The following is a 12,636-nucleotide window of genomic DNA, read 5'->3' as shown; positions in this document are numbered from 1 at the left end:
ATCCCAAATGGAAAAACTACAATCAATTGTAACATCAGTAATGGTACTACATTTTATGTTAATAGTTACAGGAATATTGTTTCTAAATGCCTGTAATTCTGAATCTAAACAATCAAAAAATGATAAATCGTTTATGAATACGATAGAAAACCCTTATCTGGGGCAAAAGCCACCAGGTTTAATTGCAGAACCTTTTGCACCAGGGTTAGTTTCTACACAGAATTGGGAGGTATGCGGTACGTTCACTCCTGATATGAGATCATTTTATTTTATCAAAGATAATGGACCAAATACCAAAATGGAATTTGTTGTTTTTGAGTATAAAAATAAATTATGGCAAAAACGAGTAGTATCAAAAAGAGCAGGGCAGCCTTTTATATCTCCCGATGGTAATACAATGCACTTAGGAAGACGATATAAGCAACGTACAGAAACTGGTGAATGGTCAGAGATAAAAAAGCTAGATTCAGCCTTTCAGAATATCCAGATTATGCGCCTTACATCCTCATCAAAAGGAACTTATGTATTTGATGAAATAGGAATGCCAGATGGAGATGGAGTTATTAGATATTCTCGATTGATTAATGGGAAACGAGAAGCACCTAAAGATTTTGGTAAAGAAATAAATACAGGAAAAATGAATGCACATCCTTTTATCGCACCCGATGAATCTTATCTCATCTGGGATAGTGAAAGAGATATTGGGCATGGTGATTCTGATATCTATATTAGTTTTAAACAAAAAGATGGTACTTGGGGAAAAGCAATTAATATGGGAGAAAATGTCAATACAACGGCTTGGGAAGCAGGAGCCAGCGTTACTCCTGATGGTAAATACCTCATTTTTAATAGGAATATGGGTTCAGATAAATATGAAAACGTAGATGTTTTCTGGGTAGATGCCCAAATCATTGAAAAACTTAGACCTAAAAATTAAAACAATACAGTTTACTGGATATTAATCAAAAAAGACAATTGTACATGAGGGATTATTTAAAGTTATTTTTTACTCTAGCCTTAATATTATTTTTTAATTCCTGCGATAAAGAGGAAACAAAATCGGAAGATAGTAAATCATCATCATCAACAGAAAATCTATACTTTGGGTATAAACCTCCAGGATTAATCCCCGAGATTTTTGTTCCTAGAAAAGAGACTTCAAAAGAATGGAAACTGGGAAATGCCAACGCTGTAGATATGAAGGAGTTCTATTTTACATATACCGGTGATAATCCCTTTGAGGATCCTGTAGTAGTTTATCGTAATGAAGGAAATTATTATCGAGTAAACAAGTATAGCTTTAAACATAATCCGAGCGATAATAACATCTTGTACTCAAGATGGAATTATATTGAACGTACAGATACTGGTTGGTCTAAAATTAAAAGCCTAGGCCCTATGTTTGATCGAGAGGATTGGGGTATCATGGTGATGTCAGTTTCTTCTAAAGGCACGTTTGTTTTTGATGATTATAAAAGCAATGATGTAATTAGAATGTCAAGAATTGTAAACGGTAAACGCGAAGAACCGAAATTACTTGGCGATCATATTAATACGGGTAAATGGACAGCCCACCCTTTTATAGCTCCAGATGAATCTTTCTTAATATGGGGAAGTGAGAGGGAAGAAGGCTATGGAATGTCAGACAATTATATTAGTTTCCGGCAGGAAGATGGTTCATGGGGGCCAGCTATAAATATGGGGGATAAGATAAATTCAGAGTTAGTAGAAAATGGAGCAAGTTTAACTCTCGATGGAAAATATTTACATTTCGGGAGGTCAGAGGAGAAAGTAAAAGAGGATGGCAGTACTTATTGGGAAACCACAAAGTATTGGGTCGATGCTAAAATTATTGAAACCCTAAAACCAGGAGACTAAAGAGAGGTTATATTTAGTTCATTTGTTACATTAGAACAACTGTTATAATATTCGTAATGCGTAATTAAAACCATAGAATGTTTTGTATGTTTGGCTATTCAACAAGTCATCTAAATAAAACCAATGAAAAAATCCCTTGTCCTAGTGCTTGGCTTAATACTTAGTTTTAGTCAAGTTTGTGATGCCCAAAAAAAATCTAAAAATAAAAAAGAAGAAAAAACACCTTTAGAATCCTTAAGTATCTCTGGGCTTTCCTGGAGAAATGTGGGACCGGCATTAACCTCAGGTCGTATTTCAGACTTTGCATTTAATCCTAATAATCCTTTTGAGTATTATGTCGCTACTGCTGCAGGGGGCGTATGGAAAACTGTGAATTCTGGTGTAACGTATCAACCAATTTTTGATGTACAAGGTTCTTATTCTATCGGTTGTGTCACCATAGATCCAAATAATTCTAATGTAATTTGGGTTGGGACAGGAGAAAATAATAATCAGCGTTCTGTGGCTTATGGAGACGGTGTTTATAAATCAAAGGACGGAGGAAAATCTTGGGAGAATGTAGGTCTTAAGAATTCAGAACATATTGGAAAAATAATCGTTCATCCGGAAAATTCTGATATCGTCTACGTAGCTGCTATTGGTCCTTTATGGAATAAAGGAGGAGATCGAGGGTTATACAAAACCGAAGATGGAGGAAAGACCTGGAACGCTCTGCTTACAGTAGATGAGCATACAGGTGTAAATGATGTAGTTATGGACCCAAGAAACCCTAACGTGCTATACGCTTCTACTTTACAGAGAAGACGACATGTATACACCTATGTAGGGGGAGGTCCTGGTTCTGGTATGCATAAAAGTGTTGATGGAGGAGTTACTTGGTCAAAAATCAATAAAGGTTTACCTAGTGAAGAGTTAGGACGAATCGGATTAGCGATTTCGCCTGCTAATCCTGAAATCATTTATGCAATAGTTGAAGCTGCCAATGGCAAAGGAGGTTTCTTTGCGTCTACCAATAGAGGAGCTAGTTGGGAAAAAAGAGGCTCACATGTTACTAGTGGAAATTACTATCAAGAAATTATAGCAGATCCTATAGATGAAAATACGGTATATTCGATGGATACCTGGATGTCTGTAACTCATAATGGGGGTAAAAGTTTCGAACTGGTAGGAGAAGATACCAAACATGTAGATAATCATGCGATGTGGATTAACCCAAACAACAATAAACATTGGGTTGTAGGATGTGATGGAGGAATTTATGAAACGTTCGACGCAGCAAAAACATGGGATTTTAAAAAGAATTTACCAGTAACTCAGTTTTATAAAGTAGCATTAGACAATGACGCTCCATTTTATAACATTTATGGAGGAACTCAAGATAATTTTAGTATAGGTGGTCCTTCCAGAGTGTTAACAGAACACGGTATTCGTAATTCTGAATGGTTTATTACCAACGGTGGTGATGGGTTTGAATCTCAGGTAGACCCTAATAATCCAAATATTGTGTATGCCCAATCACAGTATGGAGGTTTAGTACGATTTGATAAAAAAAGTGGAGAAAAAGTAGGAATAAAACCAAAAGCTAGAAAAGGAGAAAATGCTTACCGATACAATTGGGATGCTCCTTTGGTAGTAAGTAAACACAAAGCAGGAAGATTATATTTTTCTGCAAACAAGGTGTTTAGGTCAGATGATTATGGTAATAGCTGGGAGGTGCTTAGTGATGATTTATCACGACAAATAGATCGAAATACCTTAAAAGTATATGACCGTGTGGTAAGCATAGATGCGGTTGCTAAGAATGTATCAACATCACCTTATGGAAGTATCGTTGCTTTTTCTGAATCTCCTCGCAATAAGAATTTACTAGCTGCAGGAACAGATGATGGTCTTGTACATATTTCAGAAGATGGAGGACAAACCTGGAGAAAAGTTTCAAATATTTCGGAAGCTCCAAATCAATCTTATGTAAATAGTGTTTATTTATCGAGACATGATGAAAATGTAATGTATGTAGCTTTTAATCATCATAAATATGGAGATTTTAAGCCGTATCTTTTTAAATCTACTAATAAAGGAGTAAGCTGGACTGCTATTCAAACTAATTTACCAAAACGTGGTAGTATTTATGCAATTGAAGAAGATCATATCAACAATAACTTACTCTTTGTAGGAACAGAATTTGGTGCATTCTTTTCTCCAAACCAAGGACAGCATTGGAAACAGTTGAAAAATGGGCTTCCTACCATTGCAGTAAGAGATATAGCCATTCAAGAGCGTGAGAATGACTTGGTTCTAGGAACTTTTGGACGTGGTTTTTATGTAATGGATGATTATTCAGTGTTGAGAAGTGTTCAAAATGCAAAACCCACCGAAGAAGCAAAAATTTACCCTATAAGAACAGCTTTAATTTGGGAACAAAGCAGTCCGTTGGGGTTGCCTGGTAAATCTTTTCAGGGTGATAATTTTTATACCGCACCTAACCTAGGACCGGAAGCCATGATTACCTATTACTACAATACAGATTATAAATCGATTAAGGATAAACGTCAGAAAAAAGAAAAAGAATTAGTTAAATCTGGGAATAATACACCATATCCTAACTATGATGCCTTAAAAGCTGAAACCGATGAGATTAAAGAAGAATTGGTTTTTTCTATTAAAGATGGTAACGGTAATGTTGTTAAGAAAGAATTCAGACCTGCCAAAAAAGGAATACAACGATTTCATTGGAACCTGCGATACACGTTACAAAACCCGATCAATTTAAATAAACCTGCATTTTATAATCCTTTCGGAGGTAGAGATGAAGGTACTTTAGTAGCTCCAGGAAATTATACGGTAGAAATGGGTGTTTTAAAAGGTGGGGAATTAAAATCACTTACGGGCCCGGTTGCTTTTGAAGTAAAAGCGTTGAAAAATGTTGAGATGCCAGCCGAAAATAGAGCAGCCAAAGTAGCGTTCCAAAAAGATTTGGCTAAACTTCAAGCAGATATGGGTATTGCCCAAAAATTGATGTCCGAATCAAGAAATAAGGTTAAATATATCAAAGCCGCTATTAAGCGGGCAGAACAACCTTTAGGAAATTTATATAAGGAATTATTAACTATCGAAGATCAATTAGACGCTGTTCGAATCTCGATGTATGGTGACCCTGTAAAACGTAGATTAGATATTGATCAACCTTTACCTCCGGCATTCCGTTTGGGAAGCATAGGCTATGAACAAAAATATTCTACCGCTACACCTACAAAAACTCATAAGGATAGCTATGTCATAGCAAAGGAAGAGGTGAAGGTAATTAAAGCTAAAATGGAAGAGATTTATAACAAAGATCTGAAGGATTTAGAGCAGAAGCTAATTAATGCGGGTGCACCTTATACACCTGGTCGTGGATATGAAAATAAAAATTAATACTACCTAAGCATCATTTAGTATAAAATATTGAATTTGAAAAACTATAGAATCATGAAAAATTGCTATCTACTTTGTTTATTGCTTCTTACGCAATGTTTGTTGGCTCAAGACAGAATTACTGGAGAATCTTTTGCCACCCGTTCTGAGGTATTGGGTCAAAATGGAATGGTAGCCACCAGTCATCCTTTAGCTACTCAGGTTGGACTTGATGTTCTTAAGAAGGGTGGTAACGCCATTGATGCTGCTATAGCGGCAAACGCTGCTTTGGGACTTATGGAGCCTACGGGATGTGGTATTGGAGGTGATCTTTTTGCTATAGTATGGGATGGGAAAACCAAAAAACTATACGGGCTTAATGCCAGTGGTCGCTCTCCTCAGAAACTTTCTTTAGAATACTTTAATAAACAAGGGATGAAAAAGATTCCGTCTCATGGTCCTTTACCAGTAAGTGTTCCAGGTGCAGTTGATGGGTGGTTCGAACTTCATAAAAAATTTGGATCAAAACCTATGTCAGAGATTTTAGCTCCAGCTATAGACTATGCCGAAAAAGGATTTCCTTTAACAGAACTCATAGCATGGTATTTACAGAGAAGTATCCCATTCTATGAATCAAAAGGTTTTCCTAATATAGCCGATACCTACAAAAATCAAAATGGAGGAATATTACCAAATGAAGGTGAAATTTATAAAAATCCTTATTTGGCAAATACCTACAAAAAAATTGCAGAAGGAGGTAGGGATGCATTTTATAAAGGAGATATCGCTAAAACTATTGGAACGTTCATTTCAGAACAAGGCGGTTTCCTTTCAGCAAAAGATCTTGCTGATCATAAGTCAGAATGGGTAGAACCTGTATCGGTGAATTATAGAGGTTATGATGTTTGGGAATTACCTCCTAATGGACAAGGTATTGCAGCATTGCAAATGCTACAAATATTGAAAGGTTATGATTTTTCTAATATCGAATTTGGAAGTACAGAGCACTTGCATCTTTTCACTGAAGCAAAAAAATTAGCCTTTGAAGACAGGGCAAAATACTACGCAGACATGAACTTTTTTGATGTTCCTGTTTCCCAGTTGTTATCTGATGATTATGCTAAAAACCGAAGAGCTCAAATAGGGAAACGGGCAGGGAAATATAATGCTGGAGAGATTTCAGCAGGGGAGACCATATATATGACCGTAGCAGATAAAGAAGGGACAATGATATCGCTTATACAAAGTAATTATAGAGGTATGGGTTCTGGAATGGTGCCTCCTAAATTAGGGTTTATGTTACAGGATCGTGGTGAGTTATTCAGCTTAACCCCTGGACAAGCAAATACTTTCGAACCAGGTAAACGCCCTTTTCACACCATTATCCCTGCCTTCATAACAAAAGATGGAAAGCCTTTTGTAAGCTTTGGTGTAATGGGTGGAGACTTTCAGCCGATGGGGCATACGCAAATCGTAATGAATTTGGTAGATTTTGGAATGAATTTGCAAGAGGCTGGTGATGCCCCAAGATGGGATCATACGGGAGGAGCAAGTCCAATGGGACAAACTACAACAAACACTGGCACGGTACGTACAGAATCAGGGATTCCTTATACAACTATTCGTGGTTTGATGGATAAAGGGCATAGAATAGGTACCGCAAGAGGTATTTATGGTGGTTATCAGGCTATTTTATGGGATGATGATAACAAAGTATATCATGGGGCTTCAGAAAGCCGTAAGGATGGACAAGCTGCGGGATATTAAATAACATACAAGCTTTGGAGTAGTCTTTTTACTCCAAAGCTTGTATTTTTTTACCTTCTTGATTTATATTTTAGATCTTCAGCCTTAATGTCTTTACTCCATAATTCATTCCCTTCCTTATCAAATATCTTGATGTTTAATACACGTTCTTTACGAGGACCACTGACATTTAAAATTCCATAGTTATGCTGCCCAACCAACGTTTCTTCCAGTTTATAGACATTTAATTTTTCTCTATTATTGTTTGATCCAGCAGTTAAAGAAGAACAGGTTAAGTCGTAAAGTGGGTATACGCTATTACTCTCCCACATGCGACTCAGGCCCGTGTGGTGTCTGTCTCCGTCTAGAAAAATAACACCTTCAATTTTCGCCTCACGTATCTTATCAAGTAAGTATTGTCGCTCTTCAGGATAAGTTGCATAGTTCTCGTACATCGCTTCAGAATTTAATACTTGCCCTCCCACAGCAATGAATTTGAAGGGCGCTCTACTCGACGCCAAAGCATTGATAAGCCAATCTATTTGAGCTTTACCCAGCATTTCACGCTTCCCAGTAAAATTATTATTTGACGTTCTGAAATAACGATTGTCCAACAAGAAAAAATCTAAATCGGCCCATTGAAAATATCCTGTTATTCCTCCCTTATTTATAATATCGTAGTTAGGATTACCCCAAAAAAGTTTAAATATTTCTGAAGCAGTATCTTTTAGCCAATAACTACTATCGGCATTGTTAGGGCCATAGTCATGATCATCCCATATAGCATAATGATGGGTAGATGCAAGTAATGGCTGAAGCTCTGGTAATGAACGAGTATGCGTATACCGGTGTAAAAAACCTGTACGAGAGTTCCAATCTACTTCTCTTAGATATGTATTATCACCTAACCACAACATAAAGTCTGGATTTTTTTTGTGAATAGAGCTAAAAATATCATGATCACTTCCGTAAGGTTTGCCTGGTCTATCAAATTGTTCTTCGTTTACATAATTACAACTACCAATAGCAAAATTTACTTCGGGAGGATCGGTTCTCCATTGCCAAAGTGTTTGCGATTGAAATTCCATAGGATAGTTTCTTTCAACTTTTTTGCCATCAATATATAGTTCATAGCTATATGTTTTTCCAGGTAAAACTTTATTAGCTACTAATTTTGCTACATGTCCATTGTTTGCTGCGGTAAGATGTTTTTCAGTTTGGTATCGTTGTTTAGGTTGTTCTTTCTCATAATATTCGAAATGAACTTGAGCAGTTTTGGTAGTTTGCACCCAAAGTAAGACTTCGCGCATAGTAGAGTAACCAACCATAGGTCCCGACTGTACCAAATCTTGTGCTAGAGCTAAACTACCGGTCATAAGTACTAGAACAATAAAAAAGAGTTTCTTTTTCATAAAAGAGTGTAAAGATTAATAGTATTTGTAAATATACAAGTAGTATTCTAGTTAGTGTTTAGAAATGCTGAAGAAAGTATTATGAATTGTTTACTAAACTAGACATATATATAAGTAAAAGAAATAAGCTATAGAATAGTTAAGCAGCTTAGCCAGAATAGACACTAAAATTTGATATTTTCATTAATAACCTGCATCTACAGGCTAAAAGAAGCTTTCTAATACTAGTTGATGTGGCTCAAATGTTATAGTACTATTGTACAGCAAAACGAATTAAAATGTATTAAAAATGGTTGGATACAATAAAGGTTATCGAAAGCATTAATCCTTTTTTTGATTATAATTTTTATTGTAGGCTCTTATCACAAAAATCATCCATACCAAAAAAATTGTCGTTACAACAACTGAATATATAATAACTAGGTCATCCATTATGAATTATTTTTAAAATAATTAAGGAATCCAAGGATAGTAGGTGCCCATAGACCAATAAATATGGCCTCAAGATGCCTACCCTTGCTAAAAGAGTAGTGGGATAAAATAATTACTACAATTACTGTTAATAGCATTATAATATTCATTACACCAACACTTTTAATAAAGTTTTTTATCATCTTAAATTGCTCTAAATTTTTAATTTTGTTTAATCTATTGTTAAAAATGTTAAACAAATATACAATCTACACTATCTTTATAAAAATTTTTTAGCAATAAAACGCAAAGCAAGTTTACTCAATAGAGGTTAATAACGGTATTATGTAATTCTAAAACCTGTAACTAAAAATTGTAAACTTTCTTAAGCAATTCAATCAATATCAAATATTTAATTATGGCGGAAAGAGATTCTTCGCAAAGAAAAACAGCTATTATTAGAAGAGAACATTTTAATGCGGCGCATAGACTTCATAACCCAAGCTGGAGTGAAGAAAAGAATGAAAAGGTTTTTGGTAAATGTAACAATGTATATTACCATGGCCATAACTACGAATTGGAAGTTAAAGTAATCGGGTATATTAATCCGGAGACTGGTTATGTAATGGATGCTAAGGTATTATCGGATGTAATTAAAGAAAAAGTTACAGATCGTTTTGATCACAAAAACTTGAATATCGAGGTTGATGATTTTAAAAATTTGAACCCAACCGCAGAAAATATAGTATTTGTGACTTATAATATTTTGCGTGAAGCCATTTCTGAAGAACTGGATCTTCAAATACGACTATATGAAACTCCACGAAATTATGTAGAATATCCTTATTAACATGCTACTATGAGACTTGTAAATACAATAAAAACATCTTCAAGAAAGACTGCCAACAAAGTTGCAGCTAAAACATCAATTTATGATATAGCCATAAATGACATTGAAGGGAATCCTATTAAATTATCCAATCTTAAAGGTAAAAAACTACTCTTTGTAAATGTTGCCTCTAAATGCGGATTCACGGGGCAATATGCTTCTTTACAAGAATTGTATAATAAATATCAGGAAAAGCTAATGATCATAGCCTGTCCGTGCAATCAATATGGTAAACAAGAGTCGGGTGACGCTTCTCAAATCCAATCTTTTTGTGAACGCAATTATGGCGTAACTTTTCTAGTTACTGAAAAAATAAACGTTAGAGGTAGTAACCAACATCCTTTGTATCAATGGCTAACAAACAAGGAAAAAAATGGAATTAAAAACTCCAGTGTAAAATGGAATTTTCAAAAATACTTGGTTGATGAACAAGGTGAATATATTGATTTTTATTTTTCAACAACCAAACCCACAAGCTCTTCAATTGTTAGACACCTTAGATAGATAAGATATCTCGCTTATTTATGATTTTAACCCTAAAGCTTCGGATTTGGGTTTAACGTATTTTCACCACCTTCCTGTAGTAATAGCATATGCATAGTTGAGGATGCATGTCGAAATTTCATAGCTTCTTTATATTCTGGATCAGAAAACCAATTTTCAACGCTTTTCTTATCAGGAAACTCCAAAATAACCATCCTGTCCTCATATGGAGTTCCTTCAATAGTTGTTACTTGTTCTCCTCGCGTTAAAAACTTACCTCCATACTTAGAGACTAGAGTAGGGGTTAATGCTGTGTAATTACTATACATTTTTGCATCATGAATAGACATCATTGCGATTACATATGCTGGCATAATTATATATTTTTAAAGATTATTTCTTGAGCCATTTTATCTACCACTAAAGCAGTAGGTTGTTGATCGTTTGCAGATTTTTCTAGAACATTAAATATAATATCATACAATTTTAATACACTTTGTTTAGATTCTTCTACAGTTGGGTTGGAAAATATTCTTGAACCAGCACCAATCATACCCCCAGAGTTTACTAAAAAATCAGGAACGTATATAATACCATTATCCGCAAGAATCTCTCCATGTTTAGGTGAAGCTAATTGGTTGTTGGCCAATCCGCATATAGCTTTAAACCTAAATTTTGATATGGTTTGATCATTAATAATAGCCCCCATAGCACATGGTGCAAAAATATCAGCTTCAACTGAATATATCTTGCCACTGTCTATTGCTACTGCATCATACTGATCTACTACAAATTTTAATGCAGCCTGATTTATATCGGATACCATTAGTTTTGCTCCAGCTTGAAATAACAATCTTGATAATTCTCTTCCGGTGGCACCTAACCCTTGTATTGCAACAGTAATATCTTGTAAATCATCTTTTCCAAATATATGTTTAACTGTAGCTCTAATACCATAAAAACCACCCAATGCTGTAAATTGAGATGGATTGAACCCTTCTGGATATTCACTTGATCTGGCAAAAACATAGTCACAATGTTCGGCTAATATATCAGCATCTTTTGGACCTACACCAACATCTATTGCTGTCCAGTATTTTCCGTGCAAATCCTGAACATGTTTAGAAAAAGCCTGTAACAATTTGGATTTATTAGGCTCGTTTGGGTCAGCAATGATAACACATTTACCACCACCTAGTGGCAAACCTGCTATCGCATTTTTGTAACTCATCCCTTTAGATAGTCTTAAAACATCGGTTAAAGCATCATTAAATGTATCATAAGGAAACATGCGACATCCTCCGGCTGCAGGTCCCAAGTTTGTATTGTGAATGGCAATTATTGCATGAAGTCCCACAGAGGTGTCGTGACAAAATAAAACTTTTTCATGGTTATCGAATTCCGGATTTAAAAATACAGACATAATATTAGGTTTATGGAATAAGTACTACCGGTTGCATAAGTTTGCGAGAAGCCATAAGTTCATGCGCTTTTGCGGCTTCGCTTAAAGGAAATGTCAATGGTGCCGCCAGTGTAATTTTTCCACGGATTACTTTATCAAAAAAAGACGAACTCATATTTAGTAATTCTTCTCTATTGTTGGTGTAATGAAAAAGCATAGGTCTAGATAATGTTGAAGATTTTTTTGCCAACATCGGAATTTCAAAACCTTCAATAGGACCTGAAGATTGCCCAAAATTAACCAAATGACCGGCAATATCTAAAGAAGCTAAGGAACCATGAAAAGTACTTTTGCCAACGCTATCATATACTATTTTGACTCCTCTGCCTTGGGTAAATTCCATCACCTTTTCTACAACATCTTCTTCTTGATATAAGATAATGTAATCACAACCATTGGCCTTGGCAATCTCAGCTTTTTCTGTAGACCCTACTGTCCCAATAACAAGAGCTCCTCGATTTTTGGCAGCTTGTACCAACAATCGTCCAACGCCACCAGAGGCGGCATGAATTAAAACCCAATTATTTGGTTTTAACTGTGCTACTTTGTTGATTAACATCTCTACAGTTAATCCTTTGAGTAATGCTGCAGCAGCAGCAATATCATCAATCTCTTCGGGTATTGAAACAACCAAATCTGCGGAAATAACTTGTTCACTAGCATATCCACCATAGGTAGATGTAATGTAACCTACTTTATCTCCAATAGAAAAATCTTTTACGTTTTTACCTATTTGTATTACAGTTCCTATACCTTCAATACCCGGAGTGCCAGGAAGAGAAAGGGTATTATATAATCCTGATCTTACATATATATCATGAAAGTTAACACCGATAGCAGTTTGTTTAATAACCAGCTCATGTGCGTGTGGAGTCCTTGTATCTACTTCCTCTAGTCTCAAAACATTGTGATCTCCGTATTCTCGTATAACTATCGCTTGTGGCATATTGCTGATTATAATT

At 35.4% G+C, this 12,636-nt stretch carries 10 protein-coding genes; 6 read left to right on the top strand and 4 right to left on the bottom strand.

The genetic code is table 11. The features are described from left to right. Window positions 1–7: 7 nt before the first annotated feature. From M0D21_RS00910 to ggt, 4 genes are all read left to right on the top strand, one after another. Window positions 8–937, top strand: a complete 930-nt coding sequence (locus M0D21_RS00910; RefSeq protein WP_248325620.1) for a TolB-like translocation protein — start codon at window positions 8–10, stop codon at window positions 935–937. Between the two features lie 44 nt (window positions 938–981). Beyond that, window positions 982–1,878 carry a hypothetical protein gene (locus tag M0D21_RS00905; RefSeq protein WP_248325618.1) on the top strand — a complete coding sequence of 299 codons (897 nt, stop codon included), beginning with the start codon at window positions 982–984 and terminating at the stop codon, window positions 1,876–1,878. A gap of 123 nt (window positions 1,879–2,001) precedes the next feature. Continuing rightward, entirely contained in the window at window positions 2,002–5,292 is a 3,291-nt protein-coding gene (locus tag M0D21_RS00900) for a VPS10 domain-containing protein (RefSeq protein ID WP_248325616.1), read from the top strand. 54 nt (window positions 5,293–5,346) lie between these two features. Then, window positions 5,347–7,038, top strand: a complete 1,692-nt coding sequence (ggt, locus tag M0D21_RS00895; protein WP_248325615.1) for a gamma-glutamyltransferase — start codon at window positions 5,347–5,349, stop codon at window positions 7,036–7,038. Window positions 7,039–7,088: 50 nt separating this feature from the next. On the opposite strand, the gene M0D21_RS00890 is transcribed toward ggt, so the two are convergent. Next, complete coding sequence (locus tag M0D21_RS00890; protein WP_248325614.1) at window positions 7,089–8,429, bottom strand: alkaline phosphatase D family protein; 1,341 nt, start codon at window positions 8,427–8,429, stop codon at window positions 7,089–7,091. A gap of 829 nt (window positions 8,430–9,258) precedes the next feature. Here M0D21_RS00890 and M0D21_RS00885 point away from each other — a divergent pair. Both M0D21_RS00885 and M0D21_RS00880 read left to right on the top strand, forming a co-directional pair. Further along, complete coding sequence (locus M0D21_RS00885) at window positions 9,259–9,690, top strand: 6-pyruvoyl trahydropterin synthase family protein (RefSeq protein ID WP_248325612.1); 432 nt, start codon at window positions 9,259–9,261, stop codon at window positions 9,688–9,690. A 9-nt stretch (window positions 9,691–9,699) separates the two neighbouring features. Next, window positions 9,700–10,233, top strand: a complete 534-nt coding sequence (locus M0D21_RS00880) for a glutathione peroxidase (protein ID WP_248325610.1) — start codon at window positions 9,700–9,702, stop codon at window positions 10,231–10,233. A 32-nt stretch (window positions 10,234–10,265) separates the two neighbouring features. On the opposite strand, the gene M0D21_RS00875 is transcribed toward M0D21_RS00880, so the two are convergent. Genes M0D21_RS00875 through M0D21_RS00865 form a run of 3 tightly spaced genes read right to left on the bottom strand, consistent with a single transcriptional unit; the run spans window position 10,266 to window position 12,620 of the window. Beyond that, window positions 10,266–10,586 carry a DUF1330 domain-containing protein gene (locus tag M0D21_RS00875; protein WP_248325608.1) on the bottom strand — a complete coding sequence of 107 codons (321 nt, stop codon included), beginning with the start codon at window positions 10,584–10,586 and terminating at the stop codon, window positions 10,266–10,268. A 2-nt stretch (window positions 10,587–10,588) separates the two neighbouring features. Beyond that, window positions 10,589–11,635, bottom strand: coding sequence for a Leu/Phe/Val dehydrogenase (locus M0D21_RS00870; RefSeq protein WP_248325606.1), 1,047 nt, complete (start codon window positions 11,633–11,635; stop codon window positions 10,589–10,591). A 10-nt stretch (window positions 11,636–11,645) separates the two neighbouring features. Beyond that, entirely contained in the window at window positions 11,646–12,620 is a 975-nt protein-coding gene (locus M0D21_RS00865; RefSeq protein WP_248325604.1) for a quinone oxidoreductase family protein, read from the bottom strand. Window positions 12,621–12,636 lie beyond the last annotated feature (16 nt).

The organism is Aquimarina acroporae, from assembly GCF_023195925.1.
Lineage (GTDB): Bacteria > Bacteroidota > Bacteroidia > Flavobacteriales > Flavobacteriaceae > Aquimarina > Aquimarina acroporae.
Note: the sequence above shows the minus strand (reverse complement) of the source record. Positions and strands in the feature narration are given on the sequence as shown.

Bases quoted from the DNA above. Each gene is read 5' to 3' on its own strand.
- M0D21_RS00865 (WP_248325604.1), bottom strand. From the start codon at position 12,620: ATGCCACAAGCGATAGTTATACGAGAATACGGAGATCACAATGTTTTG.
- M0D21_RS00905 (WP_248325618.1), top strand. From the start codon at position 982: ATGAGGGATTATTTAAAGTTATTTTTTACTCTAGCCTTAATATTATTT.
- M0D21_RS00880 (WP_248325610.1), top strand. From the start codon at position 9,700: ATGAGACTTGTAAATACAATAAAAACATCTTCAAGAAAGACTGCCAAC.
- ggt (WP_248325615.1), top strand. From the start codon at position 5,347: ATGAAAAATTGCTATCTACTTTGTTTATTGCTTCTTACGCAATGTTTG.
- M0D21_RS00900 (WP_248325616.1), top strand. From the start codon at position 2,002: ATGAAAAAATCCCTTGTCCTAGTGCTTGGCTTAATACTTAGTTTTAGT.
- M0D21_RS00885 (WP_248325612.1), top strand. From the start codon at position 9,259: ATGGCGGAAAGAGATTCTTCGCAAAGAAAAACAGCTATTATTAGAAGA.
- M0D21_RS00870 (WP_248325606.1), bottom strand. From the start codon at position 11,635: ATGTCTGTATTTTTAAATCCGGAATTCGATAACCATGAAAAAGTTTTA.
- M0D21_RS00910 (WP_248325620.1), top strand. From the start codon at position 8: ATGGAAAAACTACAATCAATTGTAACATCAGTAATGGTACTACATTTT.
- M0D21_RS00875 (WP_248325608.1), bottom strand. From the start codon at position 10,586: ATGCCAGCATATGTAATCGCAATGATGTCTATTCATGATGCAAAAATG.
- M0D21_RS00890 (WP_248325614.1), bottom strand. From the start codon at position 8,429: ATGAAAAAGAAACTCTTTTTTATTGTTCTAGTACTTATGACCGGTAGT.